Here is a 20,831-nt window from a genome sequence, read left to right as displayed (position 1 = left end):
CGCTACGTCTGCCACGATCCGCTGGCGAGCGCTGCGTAAATCGCCTCGGCATCGATGCCGAGTGGCCTGTCCTCCTGGAGCGGCAGGACGAGCGCGCGCACCGCTGCATGAATCGCGGCGGTCGCGGGCGCCAACGTCAATCCGTTGCGCAGTTCTACGGCCTGTGCGGCGGCCATCAGCTCGAAGGCGATCAGGCGCTGCCACAGCACGATCATCTCGGCGCATTTCGAAACGGCCAGCGGTGCTTGCGTCGCATGGTCCTCGACGCCTTCCGAGACGGGGAGGAAGTCGAGTATCACCGGGTTGGCCTTGTGGCGGATGGCGGCGAGGATCGCGGTCACCGTCTTTTGCAGCGGCACGAAGCCGGCCGAAGCGCCGCCGACCGGCGACAGATATTTGGGCAGGCCGTTGCGGCCTGAGCCGGTGAGCTGGATGAAGCGGGCGGCACAGGCGGCCGCACATTGCGCGATGGCAAGGCCAAGCGTCTCGAAGGCCAGCGACAGCGACGGGGTGTGGAAATTGCCGGTCGACAGCACCATGTCGTCGTCGCCCAGCACCAGCGGGTTGTCGGCGGCGGCGTTGAGCTCGATCTCTACGGCTTGCCTGGCCTGATCGATTGTCTGCAGCAGCGCGCCATGGATCGACGGCATGCAGCGGATCGACAGCGGGTCCTGCAAGGTGGCCGGCGCCGGCATCTCGTCGCGTGCCAGCAGATCGCGCAATCCTTTTGCCGCCTGCTGCTGGCCAGCAGCCGGGCGCGCCGCCTGCAAGCGCGGATCGAGGATCGTCTGGTTGGCTCCGATGCCTTCCATCGTCAACGCGCCTGCCTGCTGTTGTTGTGCGAAGGCGGACAGTGCGTCGGCCACCGCCAGCGCGCCGCTGCCGGCGGACACCGCCGAGGCGCTTATCAGCGACAGCCCGTCCTTGGGCGCGAGGCTGACGGGGGCGAGGCGCGCCATGGCCAGCGCCTTGGCCGCGGGCATGCGCCGGCCCTGAAAGTCGGCTTCGCCGTCACCGATCAGCATGCGGCCGAGCGCTGCCACCAGCACCAGGTCGCTGTCGCCGATCGAGCCCAACGACGGCATTACGGGATGCACGCCGGCATTGAGCGCGTCGATGAGTGCGACGAAAACCGGCGATGAAATGCCCGAACCGCCGGCCGAAAACATCGCCGCGCGGGCAAGCATCGTCGCGCGCACCATGTCTTGCGGCAGCGCGTCACCCACCGCACCACTACGCCCTTCCAGCAATTGGCGCTGGAAGGCGCTGGCGTCGCCGCTGATTGACACGCCGTGATTAGCGCCGAGACCGGTGTTGAGCCCATAGATCGGCTGGCCCGAGGCGGCGACGCGATCGAGCACTTTGCGCGCTCTGTCCAGCCTCTCGTGGACGGCAGGCGCCACCTCGACCTTGCGCCCGTCGCGGGCAACAGCCGCGACATCTTGGACGCTGATGCCGGCTCCGGTGAGGATGAGCGCACTCATGCGAAACGCAGCCGCTGACCGATGCCTTGCGCCTGCGCCTTGGCCAGCATTGCCTTGCCCAGCGCGATATCGGAGAGCGACAGGCCGCGATGCCAGAACAGGATCGTCTCGTCGTCGCTCTGGCGCCCCGGCCTGAGGCCGGCGGCGATCTGGCCAAGCTCGGCGTGCAGCGTCTGTTCGCTCAGACGTCCGGTCTCGACATGGGCGCGCAGCGAGCCGAATTTGCCGCCCTTGCACTGGCCCCAGTCGTCGACGACGATCTTGGCCATAATGTCGGTCAGCGACAGCTCCACCGCGCTCATCGTGCCGTAAGGCATCACCAGCGCGCCGGGCTTGATCCATTCGGTCTTGAGCAGGGGCTGCGGTTCCGGCAGCCGCGAGGCTTCGACGACGATGTCGGCGCCCTCGACGCAAGCGCGCCAGTCAGCGACCGCCGTGACCTTCTTGCCGAGATCGGCGGATAGCTTGGCGGCAAAGCCGTCGCGGCTTTCGGGCCGGCGCGAATGAACGCGGATCTCGTCGAAATCGAAGAGATGGTCGAGCAGGCGCACGTTCCAGTACGCGGTACCGCGCGCGCCGATATGGCCGAGAACCTTGGACGTCTTTTTCGCCAGATGTTTTGCGCCGATGGCGGTGACGGCGCCGGTGCGCATATCGGTGATCACGGTGGCATCGAGTATGGCACGCGGCGTGCCGGTGCGCGGATCGAACAGGTTGAGGATGCCGAATTCCGACGGCAGTCCGTACAGGTAATTGTCGACATAGTCGCCGACGATCTTGACGCCGGCCGCATCGAGCGGCGCGACGTAGCCGCGCAGGACGTTGAAATGGCCGTTGAAGGACGGGTCCGGCTCGAGATGGACGCGCGGCTCGATCACCGTCTGACCGTTGCCTTGCGCCACCAGGCCGGCCTCGACCGCTTCGATGATTTCCGCATCGGTCATATCAAGCGCTTCGATATCGAGGCCGTTGAGATAGTCGATGTAGATGGGTTTCATGCGCAGATCGGTCCTGATGAAACGAAACGAGTCGTGGGTTGTGAACGCGAGCTCAAGGTCAATTCATTGCATAACAGGCCATAACGCGACACGAAAGTTTGTTGGGCCATGTCTGGACGGCGCCGCCCAAATGCTGTTCAAACCGGTGCGTCATCGGTTTGCCGGACGATTGCCTGGTTCCCAGTGGCGCGGGAAAAAACTCTCGTACAGTTCTGCGCATGACCGCCATTCCCGAAAACGAAGTCTTGCCCGAAAGCGCGACACAGGCGCGGCGCGTGGCGCTGATCGTCGCCGTTGCATTCTTCATGCAGCTTCTGGATTCGACGATCATCTCGACGTCGCTGCCGCAGATGGGAGAATCCTTCGGCGTGCCGGCGGTGGCGATGAGCATCGGCATTACCGTCTATATGCTGACCATGGCGGTGTTCGTGCCGCTGTCCGGCTGGCTCGCCGACCGTTTTGGCGCGCGCAACGTCTTCCTCGTGGCGATCGCGCTGTTCACGCTGGCCTCGATCGCCTGCGGCATCTCTCAGAACCTGACCCAGTTCGTCGCCGCACGCGCGGTCCAGGGCCTGGGCAGTGCGCTGATGACGCCGGTCGGCCGTATCCTGGTGCTGCGCAACGCACCGAAGTCCGAGCTCCTCAATGCCACGGCGCTGATCACCTGGCCTGCGCTGTTCGCGCCGGTGATCGGGCCGGTGCTTGGCGGCTTCATCACCACTTATCTGTCCTGGCACTGGAATTTCTTCATCAACATTCCGCTCGGCGTGGCCGGGCTGGCGCTGGTCGCCCGTTTCATTCCCGGTGACCGCGAGTCCGAGACCAAGCCGCTAGACTGGCCGGGCTTCTTTTTGACCTCGGTCGGGCTCGCTTGCCTGCTTTACGGTCTCGAACGCATCGCGCATGCGGAAGACGGCGCCTTGCCGACCGTGGCGCTGCTTGCCGCCGGCGCCTTGATCGGCTGGCTGGCGGTGCGGCATCTGGCGCGCGCAAAAAATCCGCTGCTCGATCTCACAGCGCTCAAGGTGCAGACTTTCGCCCTATCGACGCTGTCGGCCGGGACCATTTTCCGGATCGCCATCAACGCCACGCCGTTCCTGCTGCCGCTTTTGTTTCAGGTCGGCTTCGGGCTGAGCCCGGTCGATGCCGGCATGATGATCCTGGCCTATTTCCTCGGCAATCTCGGTATGAAGGCGGTGACGACGCCGACGCTGAAGCGCTTCGGCTTCCGTTCTGTGCTGGTCGTCAACGGCGTGATCGCCTCTTTGTCGATCATGGCCTGCGCGGCGATCTCGCCGCAGACGCCGCAAGCGGTGGTGGTGGCGCTGATGCTGATCGCCGGACTGTCGCGTTCAATGCAGTTCACCGCGCTCAACACGCTGGCCTTCGCCGACGTCGCCTCGCCGCAGCGCAGCTCGGCGGCGACGCTGTCCAGCATGCTGCAGCAGGTGGCGATGCTGTTCGGCGTGGCGGTCGCGGCGGCGCTGCTCAACCTGTCGCAGATCGCCAGGGGCGGGCCCATACTCGACCTCGTCGATTTCCGCCTCGCCTTCCTGGCGATCGGCGCTATCGGACTGATAGCCGCCTTGCGTTTCCTGGCATTGCCGGCCACCGCGGGTGCCGAGGTTTCGGGCCATCTTCCGCGGAATTGAAATCGGCGGTAGCCGAAGGCACTAATTTCGCCTAGGGGCTGTCCTGAGTAGGCGGAAGCGACAAAGGAAAAAATTATTTGCGCGGCCGTGCATTAGCGACGTCTGTTCGTACGGAGAATCAAACGTTTGACGTGAGGGAGTGAAGGGAAACGCCGCGCTACACCGGCCGATATACCTTCTCCGCAGTGTTCCAGAAGATATCCGACTCTGCCGCCGCACCATGCTTGGCCACCGCCTCGCGGTGTGCCTTGATCAACTCGGCGTGGCTGGTCCAAAGTTTCTCGATCGGGAAGTTCGAGCCGAACATCAGATGATCGCTGCCGAGGATGTCGATCGCGTTGTCGACGATGTAGGCGATCAGCGCCGGGTCGTTGCGGTGGACGAAGGTGCCGAGGCCGGAGATCTTGGCGTAGAGGTTGGGTGCGGCTGAAAGCGTGCGCAGACCGGCTTTCCAGGCTTCCGTAATCTGTGGCTCCATGCCGGTCAGCATGCCGGCATGGGTCAGGATGAAATTGGTCTCAGGATTTTCGCCGACAAGCGTCAGCCCGTCCTTCATCTGGGCTGGGAAAAGCTGCAGGTCGAAGGACAGGCCGTAGTCCTTCAGCCGCGCCACATTGGCCCGCACCTTGGGGTCGATGACCTGATCCGGTGCTGCGGCGAAGCGGAAGGCCGGCGTTTCGTGCCAGTGCAGTTGCATGCGCACGCCGCGCAGCAGGGGATATCTTTTCAAGCGATCGATCTGGGGGCGGACATCGTCCACCGTCATGTCGGCATAGCCGACGATGGCATGCGGCCAGCCGGTTTCGTTAGCTGTCTTCTGCAGGAAGGCGACCTCGGTCTCGAAATCCTCCTTGGCCCAGTTGGTCTGGACATAGACCGCCTTCTCGACGCCCGAACCTTGCTGGTCGGCCAGGAATTCCTCGATCGGATAGTCGCGGCGGATCGGCTCATAGGGTCCGAAGATGCGCGGCACCATCGGCCCACGCAGCCAGGGCTGGTCCTGCTGTCGCCAGATATGGAAATGCGCGTCGATCGCCTTCTGCATCATGAAACCCTTTTCCAGATTGCCGCGGCCGCCGGGGCAGGGCGGGCGAGCGACAGGATGAAATCGGTGAGACCCGAGATCGACGAGCCGTCGACCAGATCGTCGAGCACCGGCAGGATGGCGCGAAGGGCAGCCGTGGCCGGCTGGAAACGCGGGTCGCCGGCCAGCGGCGTCGCCAGCGACAGCCGGAAGGCGCGTGCGCTCAGCCGGCGCATCGCCATTTCCAGCTCGGCATGGTCGCCGCGCTCCAGCGCATCCGACAGGATGACGACCGCGGCACCACGCGCGAAAGCGGAAAAGCGCGGCACCGACAGGAAGGCGAGCAGCGTCGGTCCCATTCGGGTGCCGCCATCCCAGTCGTCGACCAGTGCCGCCACGCGGGCCAGCGCCTGGTCGCGGTCGCGGATGCGCAACGCCCCGGTGATGCGGGTCAGCCGTGTGCCAAAGGTGAAAGTCTCAGCCCGGTCCGCGCCTTGCACGGCCGCATGCGCCAGTTTGAGATAGTCCGATGTGTGCAGCTTCATCGAGCCGGACACGTCGATCAGCATCAGCAGCTTGCGCGGCACGGTCTGCCGGCGGCGCAGCAGCGGGGATGGCACGTCGCCGTCGGCACTGACGATTTCACGCAGCGACCGGCGCAGATCGAGCTTGCCGCGTGCGTGCGTGCGCACGGTGCGGAAGGAGCGACGGGTAGGCAAAGCGGTAGCGAGTTTGCGGCGGAAGGCGGCAAGCCCGTCGCCGTCGCGCTGGAAGCCGCGGGCGCTCAATTGTTCGGCGCCGGACGAGAGCTCGCCGCCTTCCTCCTGGCGCGCCACCTCGATCTCTTCATCTCTGGTGCCGCCGTCGTCCTTGATGCGGGTTTCCTCGTCGGCCTCGCCTTCGACCACGGCTGCGGTGTTGCCGTAGAAATGGCTTTGGAAATGGGCCTCGAATTCATCGCGTCGGTCGGGCGGCGGCGCCAGCGTGGCAAGGGCCGCTTCGCGGATATCGGCCATCGAGCGCGGGCCAAGCAGCGTCACCGCCTGCATGAAGCCTGACACCTGCTCCGGCGCTATCGGAAAGCCGTAGCGGCGCAGCAACCGGCCGAAGCCGAGCAAGGGTGCTGCCGCCCGGGGCAAGGCTGTGGCGCTCACGCCAGTGCCTCCTCGACGATCCGGCTAAGCTCAGGCGCGATGTAGGACAGGTCCTCCTCGTCCTTGATCAGCACGCCGATGGCGCGGCGGAACGCTTCCGGCCACGGGCTGCCGCCTTTTTCGAGGATCGTCGCGGCGTTCGCCCATTCGACCGCTTCGGCGATGCCCGGCGGCTTGGCCAGCGGGCGGGCGCGGATGTCGCGCACGGCAGAAGCCACGGCACGTGCGGTCGCCTCGGCGACCTCACCGGCGCGCAGCATGATGATCTCGGCCTCGCGCTCGGCGCCGGGATAGGTGATCCAGTGGTAGACGCAGCGCCGCCGCAGCGCTTCTGCCAGTTCGCGGGTGCGGTTCGAGGTCAGGATGACGATTGGCTGCGCCTTTGCGCGGATGGTGCCTCTCTCAGGAATGCTGATCTGGAAATCGGAAAGGAATTCCAGGAGCAGAGCTTCGAACTCATGGTCGGAACGGTCGATCTCGTCGACCAGCAGCACGCGCTTTTCTGGCGCCCTCAGCACCTGCAGCAGCGGCCGCGCGATCAGAAAACGGTCGTCATAGATGTCGACCTCATGCTCGCCGGCATGACGGATCGCAAGCAGCTGGCGCTGGTAGTTCCATTCGTAGAGCGCGTGTGCTGCGTCGATGCCCTCATAGCATTGCAGCCGTACCAGATCGCGCCCGAGCAGTTCGGCTATCGCCTTCGCCGCTTCCGTCTTGCCGACGCCGGGCGCGCCTTCGAGCAGCAGCGGCTTGCCCAGCCTGATCGCCAGGAAGATAGCGGTGGCCAGGCTTTCATCGGCCAGATAGCGCGAGGCGGCGAGGCGCGACGCCACCGCCTCCGGCGAGGTCGCGACAGTTTCGGCGCTTCTCTTGGGCATTACCAACACTCAGTTTGGCGCGCCGGCTTGCGCCTTCAGCGCCCGCAGGATGCGCTCCGGCGTGATCGGCAGCGTGTCGATGCGCACGCCGACTGCGTCGAAAACGGCATTGGCGACCGCCGGGATTTGCGGGTTGGCGCACATTTCGCCTGGCCCCTTGGCGCCATAGGGTCCGTCGGCCGAGGGCCGTTCCAGCACGATGATCTCGGTTTGCGCAAGATCGCCCGGTCCCGGCATCAGATACTGGTTGAAGTCGGTGCCGCCATGATCGCGATTGGGATAATAGGGTTCCGTCGTCTCGTAGAGCGCGTGGCTGATGCCCATCCATGAGCCGCCAACCAATTGCTGCTCGACCATTTTCGGGTTGAGCGCGCGACCAATCTCGAAGACGTTCTTGACCGTCAGGACGGTGACTTCGCCGGTCTCGTCGTCGACCTCGACCTCCGCCACCGTGCAGGCGTGGGCATAACAGGTCGACGGCTTCATCGCGCCGGTCTCTTTTTCGGGGTACGAGCGCGGGATGAGGAACATGCCACGGCCGGAAATCGAGCGGCCGCGCTTGAAATGCGCCGACAGCGCGACATCGAAGATCGAGATCGACTTTTGCGGCGCGCCCTTGACCAGGATGTTGCCCTGGCCGTCGGTCTCGAGGTCCGAGGCATTTACTTCCAGTTCCTCGGCCGCCACTTCCAGCATCACCTGGCGGGCTTCCCTGGCCGCCTGGATGACGGCGTTGCCGGCGCGATGCGTGCCGCGCGAGGCGAAGGTACCCATGCAGTGCGGGCCGGTGTCGGTGTCGGCCGTGTCGACGACGACGCGGTCGGTCGGCACGCCGATCGTCTCGGCGCAGATCTGCGCCATGATCTGCTTCATGCCCTGGCCGAGATCGACGCTGGAGAGCGTGACCATGAAGTTGCCGGTCGGCGTCGAATGCACCAGCGCCTGGGTCGGGTCGCCGCCGAGATTCATGCCGGTCGGATAATTGATTGCGGCAACGCCGCGTCCACGCCTGATCGCCATCTCAAGCTCCCTTCGCGTAGGAGGACATCGCCATGAACTTCTCCGCCACCGGCCAGTTGGCGGCGCGCGAGGCTTCCTGCATGCACTCGATCAGTGCCGCGCCTTCGGTCGGCTGGCGATGCGCCTTCATGTCGCCGTCGCGGTAGGCGTTGATGAAGCGGAATTCGAGCGGGTCCATGCCGATCAGCCGGGCGAGCTTGTCCATCTGCACCTCCAGCGCGAAATCACCGATGGTGACGCCGAAGCCGCGCATGGCGGAGGAGGGCGTGCGGTTGGTGTAGACGCAGTAGGTGTCGATCCAGACATTCGGGATCGTGTAAGGGCCGGGATAATGCCCCGCGCCCTTCTGCGCGCCATAGGGCGAATGGCGTGAATAGGCGCCGGCATCGGTGTAGCCGGTGACCTTGCGGGCGACGATGCGGCCGTCCTTCATGACGCCGTCCTTTATGACGACCTTTTCGGCGGCGCGCGGCGAGGAGATCTGCATCTCCTCCTCGCGGCTGTAGATGAAGGAGACCGGACGCCCGGTGAGCTTGGCGCCGAGGATGGCGATCGGCTCGACGATGACGTCGACCTTGCCGCCAAAGCCGCCGCCGACGGTGCCGCCGACGAAATGCAGTTTGTTGCCGGGCATCTGCAGGATGATCGAAGTGTTGTCGAGCGTGAAGAACATCGCCTGCGTGTTGGTATAGCAGGTGAAGCGGTCATTGCCCTCCGGCGCGACGATGCACCCGGTCGTCTCGGTCGGCGCATGCTCGATCGGCGAGGATTGGTAGGTCTGTTCAAGCACATGATCGGCGCCGGCGAAGCCGGCCTCGACATCGCCGAAGCGCACCTTGCGGCATTCGCCACTGTCATAGAGGTAATAGTTCTGGCCGTGATATTCGTTCACGATCGGTGCGCCGGGCTTCAGCGCTTCCTCCATGTCGAAGACGGCCGGCAGCACCTCGTAGTCGACCTTGACCTTGGCCGCCGCTTCCTGGGCGGCACGCTCGGTCTCGGCGAGCACCGCCACCACCGCCTCGCCCTTCCAGCGCACCTTGCCGTCGGCCAGCACCGTCTCGTCCTCCGGTCCGATCTGGATCAGGATCAGGATGGTGTAGACATTGTGCGGCACGTCCTTGGCGGTCAGGATTTTCACCACGCCTGGATGCTTTTCCGCCTCTGAAGTGTCGATGCTGCGGATGCGGGCGTGATGGTGCGGACTGCGCACCATCTTCAGATGCAGCATGCCGGGAAAATTGCGGTCGGCGAAATAGGCGGTCTTGCCGGTGACGTGGCCGGGTGAGTCCGAGCGCGGCCGGGGCTGGCCGATCTCGTGCAGATCGTCCTTGCGCTGGTCGGCGAAATAGCTCTTGCGGAGTTCCATCTTTTTACTCCCCTCAAGCCGCGTTCTGCGAATTGGATCGCGCGGCGGTCAGCACCGCCTGGATGATCGGCTCGTAACCGGTGCAGCGGCAGATATTTCCCGACAGCGCCTCGACCACCTCGTCGCGGCTGGGGTTCGGCGTGTGGTCGAGCAGCACCTTGGCGGCCATGATCATGCCCGGCGTGCAGAAGCCGCATTGGGTGGCGAAGGCGTCGAGGAAGGCGCGCTGCAACGGATGCGGCACGCCGCCTTCCGAGAGCCCCGATGTCGTGGTGATGGCTGCGCCGCTGCAGTTTTCGGCCAGCGTCAGGCAGGAGAGCCTGAGTTCACCGTCGATGATAACCGAGCAGGCGCCGCAGGTGCCCTGGTGACAGCCGCCTTTCGGCGAGGTGTCGCCGATCTTGTCACGCAAGGCGTTGAGCAGCGTCGTGCCGCTGTCGATGAATTCGGCTTTTTCCGCGCCGTTGAGCGTGAACTGAACCGGGACCTTTGCCATGTTTTCCTCCTTGCGCGCCTGCTCGTAGGGCAAGCGCGCTCCCCCGATGGGTATTTCAGGCGAGCAAAAGCCGGCCGAGATGGACCGGCAGGACTTCGTTGCGATACCAGGCACTGGCGATCGGATCGGTGACGGGCGAGGTGCCATCGCTTGCGACGGCCAGTGCTGGCGCAATGCCTTCGCTGGTAAGTTTCCTGCCGAGCAGCGTCTTTTCTGCCGCCTTGGCACGCATCGGACGGACGGCCATGCAGCCAAGCGCAATCCGCGCCGACGATACAGTGCCGTCCGGCGCCTGTTCCAGCACGGCCGCGATGCTAAGCACCGAGACGCCTTTCGGCTTGACCCGCGACACTTTCAGGAAGCGAAAGCCTTCCGCCGGAAGCGTAAATCCAACTGCCGTGGCGATGGCGTGGTTGCCTTCACGCTTTGCCAGGAAGGTTTCGATCGGCATCTCGCCGTTATCGGTGCTGACAATTGCATCCAACGCCAGCAGAGCGACGGTGAAATCGCCATAGGGCGCCGGGGCGAAAAGATTGCCGCCGACGGTCGCCATGTTTCGGATCGCCGGGCCGCCGACGGCGCGCGCCGCGCTGGCCAGCGGAGTGAGATCCGGGTGATGGGCGATCGCCGCCATGGTCACCGAAGCGCCGATGCGGACCTCGGTGCCGGAAACGGTGATGGCCGACAGCACCGGTTCGGTCGACCTGATAAGGCTGGAGACCGAGACATCGCCTTCATTGACGGCGCGCATGACCAGCGTGCCGCCGCCGAGATAGCGGGTGCCGGCGGCTTTCAGCGCCGCGTTCGCGTCCTTCACCGTCGAAAAAGTCTGCAGTGCAAGCGCCATGGTACCTCCCTTGGCTCAGCTTTGGCCAGCGAAATGACTTTTCAAAGCGTTGAAACCGCCCTGGAAGACGTTGGCGCCCATGCCCTCGGCCAATTTGTCGGCCTCTTCCGGAGCGGCGTCGAAGCTGGCGGTCCATTCGGCATAGGTGCGGTCGCCGTCAGTCACCCGCCGCAACTGCAGCGTCGCCTTGTGGTTGGTGAGCGGCTGCGGCGTCTCCAGGATGGAGTAGCTGACGAGGAAATTGTCGTCGGAGAAGTCGAGCAGCTTTTCGCGGATGCGGGCTCCGCTGGCGAGTTCGAAATTGCGCACGCAGCCGATCGTGCCGGCGTCCTTGCCGTCCTCGATATGACTTTCGACCATACGCGGATGCCAGCTCGGCAGTCCGTTGAAGTCGCGAATGCGCGCCCAGACCTTTTCGACCGGTGCGTCGATGACGCTGGAGATGGTGACTTTCGCCATATGATCGTTTCCTTGCGAATATCTATCTCGCGAGGGTAGGGCGGCGAGCCCGGCGGCGCTTATCAATGCGTCTTGAACGCCTATCAAATAGTCTGAAAAACGCCCCGCCGAGCGGCTCGGGCAGTCTGAAATGGTTCAGGAAATGGCCCGCGCCGCCTCGCGATAGAGTGTCGGCGGAACGCCGACATGGTCGCGGAAGAAGCGCGAGAAATTGCCTTGCGTGGTGAAGCCTAGATTGCAGGCGACAGAGATCAGCGGCTCCTGCGACCATTGCAACTGCCGCACCGCTTCCTCCATGCGCAGCGTGTTCCAGTAGACGTTGGGCGTCAGATTGGTCTGTTCCTTGAACAGCGCGAAGAAATGCGGCCGCGACAGGCCGACGCTGCGCGCAACGTCGTCGAAGCAGATGCGCTCGCAGACATTGGCCTTCATCAGCTGGATCGCCTTGCGGACGCGGAAGTCTTGCATGGTATTGACGCGGGCGCGCGTCACCGGCGGGGCCGAGGTGTCGGCAGCGTCGAGCACGCTGTCGATAAAACGCTCTATCTCGTAATTGGCGATGTCGTCGATGCTCTCATTGTCGCTGAGATGGTCGAGAAGGTTGGCCGCCGCCTTGTGCAGCCATGGCTCCAGCACGATCGCCGGCGTCGAGAACAGTGGCGCAGCGGACGGCAGATCGCGGCGCCGTCGCGCCCAATCCGGATCGATGTAGAAGGCGAGGAACAGGCCGGGCCGGCCGTCGCGAGACAGAGCGTGGCTGTGCGGCTGGAAGGAATTGATGCCGGCGGCGGTGCCGGGCCCAAGCCGCACCGTCTCGCGGCCGATGGTCATCTCGCCGGCCGTGCCTTCCAGCCAGATGATGATATGCGCCTCGACATGGGCATGGGTGACGAAGTCGCTGGCGACGTTCAGGACAGAAACATGTCCGAACCGGCCCCAGTAGAGCCTGATCGCTTCCGTCATGGGTATATCCTCCCGCAGACGACTGGCCTCCCTTCGCCTGCAATGGGGATAGTGCGGCGCGCTTCATGTCCGCGTCAAGGCACATGCGCACGCCTGGCGCCCGCCATGGACCGCGCCGGCCGATTTTCAGACTGAGCGATAGGAAGAAGGTGAATGTTTCCAGGCTGGTATGGCTACACCGACGCGGTCAGGCCGCCGTCGACATAAAGCGTGTGGCCATTGACGAAGGAGGAGGCGTCGGAGGCCAGGAAGACGGCGGCGCCGATCAACTCGTCGACATTGCCCCAGCGCCCGGCCGGCGTGCGCTTTTCCAGCCAGGCGGAGAATTCCGCATTGTCGACCAGCGCCTGGTTCATCTCGGTGCGGAAATAGCCGGGTGCTATCGCATTGATCTGCAGGCCGTGTTTCGCCCAGTCGGCGCACATGCCCCGGGTCAGGTTCCTGATCGCGCCCTTGGTCGCGGTGTAGGGGGCAATGCCGGTTCTGGCGAGTTCGCTCTGCACCGAGCCGATGTTGATGATCTTGCCCTTGCCGCGCGGGATCATGTGCCGGGCAACCGCCTTACCAGCGTGGAAAGCGCCCGAGACATTGGTCTTGAACAGGCGCTCCCACTGCTCCTCGGGAAAATCCTCGAGCGGGGCGCGGAACTGCACACCGGCATTGTTGACGAGGATGTCGATGGCGCCGATCTCGGCCTCGATCCGGGCAATATCCTCATCGACCGCATGAAAATCGGTCACGTCGAAGATCGAGGCATGCGCCTTGAAGCCGGCGTCGACCAGCCTTGCCACCGCACCAGCGACCTTGTCCGGATCGCGGCCGTTCAGCACCACGCTCGCGCCATGTTCGGCAAAGCCGCGCGCCAGGGCAAAGCCGATGCCTTGGCCGGAACCGGTGATCAGCACCAGCCGCCCGTCGAGGCTGAACAGCGATTTCGTCATCATGTTGTCTTTTGCTTGATCATGATCTTATCCGAACCGAAGGTCAGCGCAGCAAAAACCGGCTTCCAGGTTTTCGCTGGCGCGGACCTTCGGTTCGGGATCATGGTCTATTCGTTGCGCCTGAAATTGCGTAGCCGGTCGAACAGGACCGCCATCAGAATAGCGCCGCCAATAAAGGTACCTTGCCAGAACGCATTGATGCCGAGCAGGCCGAGACTGTTGCGGATCACTTCGATCAGCGCTGCGCCGACGACGGCGCCAAAGGCCGTACCCATGCCGCCGGCCAAATTGGCGCCGCCGATGACGGTGGCGGCGATAACCTGAAGCTCCATGCCGTTGCCGAGATTGGTGGTGACGGCGCCCAGCCAGCCGGTCTGGATGATGCCGGCAACGCCCGCCGCCAGCGCCGAGATCATGTAGACCGCGACCTTGATCTGGCGCACTGGAACGCCGGTCAGCGTCGCCGCATGCTCGTTGCCGCCGATGGCGAAGATGTGCCGGCCGAATTTCGTCCAGCGCAGGACGAAGCCGGTGATCAGCGCCAGCAGGATGGTGTAGAGCACCGGATTGGCGATGCCGAACACCCAGGCGCCACCGCCCAACGCCAGAAGCTTGTCGTGATCGGGCCCGAACTGGAAGACGACGGTGTTGTTGGAGGCGACCATGGCCAGGCTGCGGGCGATCGACAGCATTCCGAGCGTCACCACGAAAGGCGGAAAGCCGAGATAGGCGATCAGGATGCCGTTGAAGGCGCCGATAATCAGCGCTGTCGCGATCGCAGCGGCGATGCCGATCTCGATGCCGTAGCCGGCATGCATGGTGACGGCGAGCACCATCGAGCACAGGCAAAGCACCGAGCCGACCGACAGGTCGATGCCGCCGGTGATGATGACGAACGTCATGCCGAGCGCCACAATGGCGACGAAGGTGACGTTGCGGGTGATGTTGTAGAGGTTCTTGGTCGTGGCGAAAGAATCCGTGGCCACGGACAGGAACAGACAGGCGAGGATGACCGCGATCACCACCCAGAAGGTCTGGCTGGCAAACACCCTGCTCAGCAAAGTGTGCTGTTTCTGCGCGATCGTCTGGTCAAGAGTTACTGCCATCGTCGACCTTTATTTGCTTGCGTGGTGGAACCCGCTGACATCAAACCTGTTCGATGGCGCCGGTAATGAGCCCGGTGACTTCCTCGGGCGAACTCGACGCGATCACCTTGTCGGCGACCTTGCGGCCGCGCCGCATGACGATGACGCGATCGGCAACGTCAAAGACGTCCGGCATGCGGTGACTGATCAGCACGACCGCAATGCCCTGGTCGCGCAGATGGCGGATCAGGTTCAGCACCTCGGCCACTTGCCGGACCGAGATCGCTGCCGTCGGCTCGTCCATCAGCACGATCTTGGCCTGCGAAAGCATGGTGCGGGCGATTGCCACCGCTTGCCGCTGGCCGCCCGACATCTGCTTGACCAGGTCGCGCGGGCGGGTCTCGGATTTCAGCTCGGCAAAGATCTGGCCGGCGCGCTTGTACATCGCGGCGTAGTCGAGGATGCGAAACGGGCCGATGCCGCGGCGCAGCTCGCGTCCGAGATAAACATTGGCGGCGGCCGTCAGATTGTTGCACAGCGCCAGGTCCTGATGGACGATCTCGATGCCGTGCTGGCGCGCCTCCACCGGCTTGTGCAGGATCAGCTCCTTGCCGTCCATCTGCATCGTGCCGTGGCTCGGGGGGAAATTGCCGGCAATCATCTTGACCAGCGTCGACTTGCCGGCGCCGTTGTCGCCCATCAGGCCAACCACCTGTCCGGCCTCGATCGACAGCGAAACGTCGTTGACAGCCTGGATGGCGCCGAAATGTTTCGAGATATTGGTGAGTTCGAGAACCGCCACCAGACTGCTTCCTCCCCGTGCTTTGCGGCCTGCGGTTCTGTCCGCGGCCTCGCTCTCCCCAGCTCCTCCCGGAAACAGCGCTTTCGCCCATTTACGCACATGCCCACTTGGCGTCAACAGCGGCTTCTTTCGAAAAATCCGTTTTGTAGGACAAATAGCAATTGACGTCAGTCGCAAGCCGATATTAGCTAAGCACCGGAGGAGATTATGCCGATCTCCTTCTCCGGTTCGCCGGGCGGAGTAGGCGGAGGTTTATCGGTCGAGGACGGGCGCCGTTATTGCGCTGGTCTGCGACCGCATCAGGAAATGCTTATCGGCCCGGCTTGGCGACACGAGCGCTCGCGAAACGAACCTCTGTCATCGCTTGATCCGCGCTGGTCTGTGTGGCGGGCACGCCGTGTCCGTCTGTTTCAAGGGAGGACTGACATGAGGAAATCACTATTGCTCGCCGCCGCCGCCGTCATGGCGTTGGGCGCCGGGCCGGCTTTGGCCAAGAAACAGCTCGTCATCGTGGTGAAGGGTCTCGACAATCCGTTCTTCGAGGCCATCAACCAGGGTTGCCAGAAATGGAACTCGGAAAATGCCAGCTCGGAATATGAGTGCTTCTACACCGGCCCGGCATCGACCTCGGACGAGGCCGGCGAAGCTCAGATCGTCCAGGACATGCTGAGCAAGCCCGACACTGTGGCGATGGCCATTTCGCCGTCCAACGCGCCGCTGATCGCGCAGACGATCAAAAGCGCCAATCCGTCGATCCCGATCATGACGCTCGACGCCGACCTCAGCAAGGAAGATGCGGGGCTGCGCAAGACCTATCTCGGCACCGACAACTACCTGATGGGATACAAGATCGGCGAGTACATCAAGAAGGGCAAGCCGGATGGCGGCAAGATCTGCACCATCCAAGGCAATCCGGCGGCCGACAACATCCTGCGCCGCGCCCAGGGCATGCGCGACGCGCTTACAGGCCAGAAGGATCTCCCGGCGCTCGCTGGCGAGGGCGGCTGGACCGAGGTCGCCGGCTGCCCGGTGTTCACCAATGACGACGGCGCCAAGGGCGTGCAGGCGATGACCGATATCCTCGCCGCCAATCCCGATCTCGACGCCTTCGGCATCATGGGCGGCTGGCCGCTGTTCGGTGCGCCGCAGCCCTATCGCGACCTGTTCAAGCCGATGGCTGAGAAAATCGCCAAGAACGAGTTCGTCATCGGCGCCGCCGATACGATCGGTGATGAAGTGGCCATTGCCAAGGAAGGTCTGGTGACCGCGCTGGTCGGCCAACGGCCGTTCGAGATGGGCTACAAGGCGCCCTCGGTGATGATCGACCTGGTCGAAGGCAAGCCCGTCGCCGATCCGGTCTTCACCGGTCTCGACGAGTGCACCAAAGATACGGTCGACACCTGCATCCAGAAGTAGGTTCGCAGTTTTCGGGGCGTCCGATCGACGGGCGCCCCGTCACGCCGGTTCATGAAACGTGCGAGGCGACATTGCCGGGGCGAGCCGCTCCTGCTTTGCCGCGCCTTGAGCTCAGCCTGCACCGGGGAACGTGGATGCCGGACGCAAGACCGAAAAAGCGACTTACCACGGTCAAGGAACGGGCCAAGATCAAGGCACGGGCCGCCCGTCCGGCCGGCGCTCGCCGTGCCGACGCGGCGCTGATCCCCGGATCGAGCGTGCATGCGTCGCTGGCCAACGAGATCGGTCTTCGGATCGTGCGCGGCGACTATCCGCCGGGAACCATCCTGCCCAACGAGGCCAAATGGTCGGAGACCTTCGACGTCAGCCGCTCGGCCGTGCGCGAGGCGATAAAGATGCTGATGGCCAAGAGCCTGCTCGCCTCACGCCCGAAGATCGGCAGCTGGGTCGAGCCGAAGGAGCGCTGGAATCTGCTCGATCGCGACGTGCTCGCCTGGTACGCGACCGCCCCCGATCGCGAAATGTTCCTGCGCACCGTCCAAGAGTTCCGCCACATCATCGAGCCGGAAGCCAGCGCCTTTGCCGCGATCCGGCGTAGCGACGAGCAGATGGCCGAGATCAGCCGGGCCTGCCGGGAGATGGGGGAGGCGGTGACGCTGCCGGAGCGCACCCGCGCCGATACCCGTTTTCATCTGGCCATCCTGCGAGCCTCGGGCAATGATCTCCTGGTACCGCTCGGCGTGCTGATCGAATCGGCGCTCGACCACCTCTTCGTTTTCGTCACGCGCGAAACCAGTGACCAGCCTCGGGCGCAGGCGCTGCATGAGGCCATCGAGAAGAACATCCGCCTCCAGCGGCCGGCTGCAGCAAGGAATGCCGTGCACAAGCTGCTCGCCAACACCGACGACGTTATCGGACGGTCGCGGCGCTAGAGCGACCCTCAAACCTCTTGCCGCTTGCCGTCCTTGCTCCGCGTCAGATCGACACCGTTGACCTTGCCGATATACGTCGCCAGCATCGGCACATATTGATCGGCGGGCCCGGTGGCGAAGGCGCCGGCGAAGGCGTTCTTTGTGGCATTGCCGAGCGGGTTGGCGATGCCGGCAGCACCCGCCATCGATTCGAGATAGGTGAGGTCCTTGAAGGCGTTGGCGATGGTGAATTTGTGCGCGTCGCGGTCGCCTTCCAGCGTCCAGCGCATGAAGGTCTGGTAGAAGCCGCAATCCATGCGGCCGTTACGGATGACGCTGTCGAAGCGCGGCGGCGAGATGCCGACCTTCTGCGCCAGCGCCAGCGCCTCGGAATAGATCGCCGCATAGCCCAGCGAGATGAAATTGTTGAGCAGCTTCATGCGGTGGCCGTCGCCGGTGTCGCCGATATGGACGATGCGCCCGGCCCAGGTGTCGAGCACCGGCTTCAGCCGGGCAAAGACCGCGTCGGGTGCGCCGACCATGGCATCGAGCGTGCCTTCCCAAGCCTCCTTCGGCGTGCGGCTGAGCGGGGCATCGACATAGTCGACGCCGAGTGCCTTGAGTTCGGCTGCAAGCGCTACGGTCGAAGTCGGATCCGAGGTCGAACAATCGACGACAACCGAGCCCTTCTTCAGGCCCTCCTTGAGGCCGCCGGGACCGCGGATGATGGCTTCGACCTCGCGCGAGCCGGTGACGCAGATGAAGACGATATCGGACGCCACTGCCACGTCGCGTGAGGTTGCCGCTTCCTTCGCGCCACGGCCGAGCAGGTCTTCCGCCGGAGCGCGGTTTTTGCGGCCGAGAAATGTCAGGGAATAGCCCTTGTCGACAATGTTCTTAGCAATTCCGTGCCCCATCAAACCAAGTCCGATGAAGCCGATCTTTTCGCTCGCGGCAGTCGTATTCATGTCGTGTCGTCCTGTGTTGCTGGTATCGATGACGGTGCTGCGCTTTGGCCGGCGAATAGTTGAAGCGGGTTTTTGCCGCAGGCGGTGGTAGGCGATTGCAGAGTTCAGTATTGTCTGACAATACACATGAATTCCAGGGAGAGCAAAATGACGAAGCGGATCATGTTCACCGGCGGCAGCGGCAAGGCCGGGCGTCATGTCGTGCAGTATCTGGTCGAGCAAGGCTGCCAGGTGCTCAACATCGATACCAAGCCGCTCGACAATCCCAAGGTGCGCACGCTGATCACCGACATCACCGACAGCGGGCAGGTGTTCAACGCGCTGTCGAGCTATATGGGCCTGCATGAGTTCGACCCGTCGCTGCGCGCGCAGCCGGTCGATGCCGTGGTGCACTTCGCGGCCATCCCGCGCATCATGATCACGCCCGACAACGAGGTGTTCCGCATCAACGCGCTTGGCACCTACAATGTCATCGAGGCGGCGGTGAAGCTCGGCATCCCCAAGGTGGTGATCGCTTCCAGCGAGACAACTTACGGCTTGGTCTTTGCCAACGAGCCGCGCGACCCGACGCATTTCCCGCTCGACGAAGACTACGATGTCGATCCGATGGACAGTTATGCGCTGTCCAAGATCGTCAACGAGAAGACCGCGCGCGCCTTCGCGCTGCGCAGCGGCATTGACATCTACGCCTTGCGCATCGGCAACGTCATCGAGCCGCACGAATATTCGCTGTTTCCGAAATGGTTCGCCGATCCGGGCTTCCGCAAGCGCATCGCCTGGAGCTACATCGACGCGCGCGATCTCGGCCAGATCACGTTGCGCGCCATCGAAAAGGACGGGCTCGGCTATCAGGTGTTCAACGCCGCCAATGACGACACTTCGTCCGACCTGCCGACGGCCGAACTCTTGAGGCGGTTTTATCCTGACGTGCCGGTCAAGGGCGAACTTGGCGAATACGAGACGCTGCTTTCCAACCGCAAGGCGCGGGACGTGCTCGGTTTTCGTCCGGAGCATAGCTGGCGGAAATACGTCAAGACGGCCTGACAGGGCATCGTTCCTGGCTGATCTGTGCACGACGGCCGGGTTTCCAACCCGGGGTCTTTTCCCGTGCTTGACAGTCTTCGGAATCCGGACTTTGTGAGCACATGCGGGACGGCAAGCCGAATAAGGGAAAAACACCGGCCAAGGCGGCACTCGCCGAGCGCCCGACCACCGTTCGCCATGCCCAGGCCGGCGTTCGCCGTGCCGACGCGGCGCGCATGCCTGGATCGAGCGTGCATGCGTCGCTGGCCAATGAGATCGGCCTCAGGATCGTGCGCGGCGACTATCCGCCGGGAACCATCCTGCCCAACGAAGCCAAATGGTCGGAGACCTTCGACGTCAGCCGCTCGGCGGTGCGCGAGGCGATCAAGATGCTGATGGCCAAGAGCCTGCTCGCCTCGCGTCCGAAGATCGGCAGTTGGGTCGAGCCGAGGGAGCGCTGGAACCTGCTCGATCGCGACGTTCTGGCCTGGTACGCGACATCGCCCGACCGCGAGGTGTTCCTGAAAACGGTGCAGGAGTTCCGCCACATCATCGAACCGGAAGCGACAGCCTTTGCCGCGATGCGCCGTACAGACGAGCAGATGGCCGAGATCAGCCAGGCCTGCCGGGAAATGGGGGAGGCGACAACGCTGCAGGAGCGCACCCGCGCCGACACGCGTTTTCATCTGGCCATCTTGCGCGCGTCGGGCAATGATCTTTTGGTGCCACTCGGCGTGCTGATCGAATCGGCTTTCGATCATCTGTTCGCCTATACGACGCGGGAGCTGGACGATTTGCAGCATGCGCAGAAGCTGCACGAGGCGATCGAAAAGAGCATCCGACTGCAGCGGCCGGATGCGGCGCGCAACGCAGTCCGCAAGCTGTTGGCCAACACCGACGGCGTCATCAAGTCGCGCTGACAAACGCGCGCCGGCGCGTGTTTTTATGCATACCGTTGTTCCAAAATCGCTGCGCATCCTCACATCAAGCTCGATGACATGCTTTGGGCGACGTGCCCTAGCCTTCTTTCGGGCGCCCAAACGCGGCGCGCAGTTCGTCCTTGGCGTCCTCCAGCACTTTCTTCTGCTTGGTCGGCAGATTCTTGCCGGCACGGTTGATGTAGAAATTCAGCATCGACATGGCGGACTGGAAGGGCTCGGCCTTGCGCCGGTCGCTGTGCTCGGCCGATCGCTTGAGCGAGGCCGCGATCTTCTTGGGATCGTGGGATTCGAAGACGTGTTCCTCGAGGTCCAGCGCATCGCTGTGCTCGGTCACCTCGGCCGACCATTTCCTTTTCGCGGTCATGATAAAACTCCTTCCGTTGGTGCGTTGATGGAAAAC

The 20,831-nt window shown here is 63.9% G+C and carries 21 protein-coding genes; 5 read left to right on the top strand and 16 right to left on the bottom strand.

Annotation, left to right across the window (positions count from 1 at the left end):
- Positions 1 to 2 precede the first annotated feature (2 nt).
- Positions 3 to 1,484 carry an HAL/PAL/TAL family ammonia-lyase gene (locus NKH73_RS24390; RefSeq protein WP_352936926.1) on the bottom strand — a complete coding sequence of 494 codons (1,482 nt, stop codon included), beginning with the start codon at positions 1,482 to 1,484 and terminating at the stop codon, positions 3 to 5.
- Entirely contained in the window at positions 1,481 to 2,482 is a 1,002-nt protein-coding gene (locus tag NKH73_RS24385) for an ornithine cyclodeaminase family protein (RefSeq protein WP_352936925.1), read from the bottom strand. Before NKH73_RS24385 ends, NKH73_RS24390 begins: the two co-directional genes overlap by 4 nt.
- 218 nt (positions 2,483 to 2,700) lie before the next feature.
- Between NKH73_RS24385 and NKH73_RS24380 the strand changes: the two genes are divergently transcribed.
- Complete coding sequence (locus tag NKH73_RS24380) at positions 2,701 to 4,134, top strand: DHA2 family efflux MFS transporter permease subunit (protein WP_352936924.1); 1,434 nt, start codon at positions 2,701 to 2,703, stop codon at positions 4,132 to 4,134.
- Positions 4,135 to 4,291: 157 nt separating this feature from the next.
- On the opposite strand, the gene NKH73_RS24375 is transcribed toward NKH73_RS24380, so the two are convergent.
- The 12 genes from NKH73_RS24375 to NKH73_RS24320 form a co-directional block, all read right to left on the bottom strand.
- Positions 4,292 to 5,179 carry an amidohydrolase family protein gene (locus NKH73_RS24375; RefSeq protein ID WP_352936942.1) on the bottom strand — a complete coding sequence of 296 codons (888 nt, stop codon included), beginning with the start codon at positions 5,177 to 5,179 and terminating at the stop codon, positions 4,292 to 4,294.
- Positions 5,179 to 6,312, bottom strand: a complete 1,134-nt coding sequence (locus NKH73_RS24370; protein WP_502893919.1) for a vWA domain-containing protein — start codon at positions 6,310 to 6,312, stop codon at positions 5,179 to 5,181. Before NKH73_RS24370 ends, NKH73_RS24375 begins: the two co-directional genes overlap by 1 nt.
- The gene (locus NKH73_RS24365) at positions 6,309 to 7,190 is read right to left on the bottom strand and encodes an AAA family ATPase (protein ID WP_352936923.1); all 882 of its coding nucleotides are present in this window, start codon (positions 7,188 to 7,190) and stop codon (positions 6,309 to 6,311) included. Before NKH73_RS24365 ends, NKH73_RS24370 begins: the two co-directional genes overlap by 4 nt.
- Before the next feature lie 9 nt (positions 7,191 to 7,199).
- A complete protein-coding gene (locus NKH73_RS24360) occupies positions 7,200 to 8,210 on the bottom strand; it encodes a xanthine dehydrogenase family protein molybdopterin-binding subunit (protein ID WP_352936922.1) in 1,011 nt (336 codons plus the stop codon).
- A gap of 1 nt (position 8,211) precedes the next feature.
- A complete protein-coding gene (locus tag NKH73_RS24355) occupies positions 8,212 to 9,579 on the bottom strand; it encodes a xanthine dehydrogenase family protein molybdopterin-binding subunit (RefSeq protein ID WP_352936921.1) in 1,368 nt (455 codons plus the stop codon).
- A 13-nt stretch (positions 9,580 to 9,592) separates the two neighbouring features.
- Positions 9,593 to 10,075, bottom strand: coding sequence for a (2Fe-2S)-binding protein (locus NKH73_RS24350; RefSeq protein WP_352936920.1), 483 nt, complete (start codon positions 10,073 to 10,075; stop codon positions 9,593 to 9,595).
- A gap of 55 nt (positions 10,076 to 10,130) precedes the next feature.
- Positions 10,131 to 10,922 carry an FAD binding domain-containing protein gene (locus tag NKH73_RS24345; protein WP_352936919.1) on the bottom strand — a complete coding sequence of 264 codons (792 nt, stop codon included), beginning with the start codon at positions 10,920 to 10,922 and terminating at the stop codon, positions 10,131 to 10,133.
- 15 nt (positions 10,923 to 10,937) lie between these two features.
- Positions 10,938 to 11,381, bottom strand: coding sequence for an SRPBCC family protein (locus NKH73_RS24340; RefSeq protein WP_123152047.1), 444 nt, complete (start codon positions 11,379 to 11,381; stop codon positions 10,938 to 10,940).
- A 135-nt stretch (positions 11,382 to 11,516) separates the two neighbouring features.
- Positions 11,517 to 12,344 (bottom strand): helix-turn-helix domain-containing protein, encoded by an 828-nt coding sequence (locus NKH73_RS24335; protein ID WP_352936918.1) that lies wholly within the window; start codon positions 12,342 to 12,344, stop codon positions 11,517 to 11,519.
- A gap of 173 nt (positions 12,345 to 12,517) precedes the next feature.
- Positions 12,518 to 13,285, bottom strand: a complete 768-nt coding sequence (locus NKH73_RS24330; RefSeq protein WP_352936940.1) for an SDR family oxidoreductase — start codon at positions 13,283 to 13,285, stop codon at positions 12,518 to 12,520.
- A 107-nt stretch (positions 13,286 to 13,392) separates the two neighbouring features.
- The gene (locus tag NKH73_RS24325; protein WP_352936917.1) at positions 13,393 to 14,391 is read right to left on the bottom strand and encodes an ABC transporter permease; all 999 of its coding nucleotides are present in this window, start codon (positions 14,389 to 14,391) and stop codon (positions 13,393 to 13,395) included.
- A 40-nt stretch (positions 14,392 to 14,431) separates the two neighbouring features.
- Positions 14,432 to 15,172, bottom strand: coding sequence for an ATP-binding cassette domain-containing protein (locus tag NKH73_RS24320; protein WP_352936916.1), 741 nt, complete (start codon positions 15,170 to 15,172; stop codon positions 14,432 to 14,434).
- A gap of 426 nt (positions 15,173 to 15,598) precedes the next feature.
- On the opposite strand from NKH73_RS24320, the gene NKH73_RS24315 reads away from it, so the two are divergent.
- Together NKH73_RS24315 and NKH73_RS24310 are read left to right on the top strand one after the other, a co-directional pair.
- Positions 15,599 to 16,588: a sugar-binding protein gene (locus NKH73_RS24315; protein ID WP_352936915.1), complete on the top strand. Its 990-nt coding sequence runs from the start codon at positions 15,599 to 15,601 to the stop codon at positions 16,586 to 16,588.
- A 134-nt stretch (positions 16,589 to 16,722) separates the two neighbouring features.
- Positions 16,723 to 17,520: a FadR/GntR family transcriptional regulator gene (locus NKH73_RS24310; protein WP_352936914.1), complete on the top strand. Its 798-nt coding sequence runs from the start codon at positions 16,723 to 16,725 to the stop codon at positions 17,518 to 17,520.
- An 8-nt stretch (positions 17,521 to 17,528) separates the two neighbouring features.
- On the opposite strand, the gene NKH73_RS24305 is transcribed toward NKH73_RS24310, so the two are convergent.
- Entirely contained in the window at positions 17,529 to 18,467 is a 939-nt protein-coding gene (locus tag NKH73_RS24305) for an NAD(P)-dependent oxidoreductase (RefSeq protein ID WP_352936913.1), read from the bottom strand.
- 147 nt (positions 18,468 to 18,614) lie between these two features.
- Here NKH73_RS24305 and NKH73_RS24300 point away from each other — a divergent pair, with 147 nt between their 5' ends.
- Together NKH73_RS24300 and NKH73_RS24295 are read left to right on the top strand one after the other, a co-directional pair.
- Entirely contained in the window at positions 18,615 to 19,511 is an 897-nt protein-coding gene (locus NKH73_RS24300; protein ID WP_352936912.1) for an NAD-dependent epimerase/dehydratase family protein, read from the top strand.
- 101 nt (positions 19,512 to 19,612) lie between these two features.
- A complete protein-coding gene (locus NKH73_RS24295) occupies positions 19,613 to 20,410 on the top strand; it encodes a FadR/GntR family transcriptional regulator (protein WP_352936911.1) in 798 nt (265 codons plus the stop codon).
- 97 nt (positions 20,411 to 20,507) lie between these two features.
- Here the strand turns inward: NKH73_RS24295 and NKH73_RS24290 are convergent, their stop codons facing one another.
- On the bottom strand, positions 20,508 to 20,795 hold the full coding sequence (locus tag NKH73_RS24290; protein WP_352936910.1) for a DUF3175 domain-containing protein: 288 nt from the start codon (positions 20,793 to 20,795) through the stop codon (positions 20,508 to 20,510).
- Positions 20,796 to 20,831: the final 36 nt, after the last annotated feature.

It is taken from the genome of Mesorhizobium sp. M0938, from assembly GCF_040319125.1.
Classification (GTDB): Bacteria; Pseudomonadota; Alphaproteobacteria; order Rhizobiales; family Rhizobiaceae; genus Mesorhizobium; species Mesorhizobium robiniae.
Note: the sequence above shows the minus strand (reverse complement) of the source record. Positions and strands in the feature narration are given on the sequence as shown.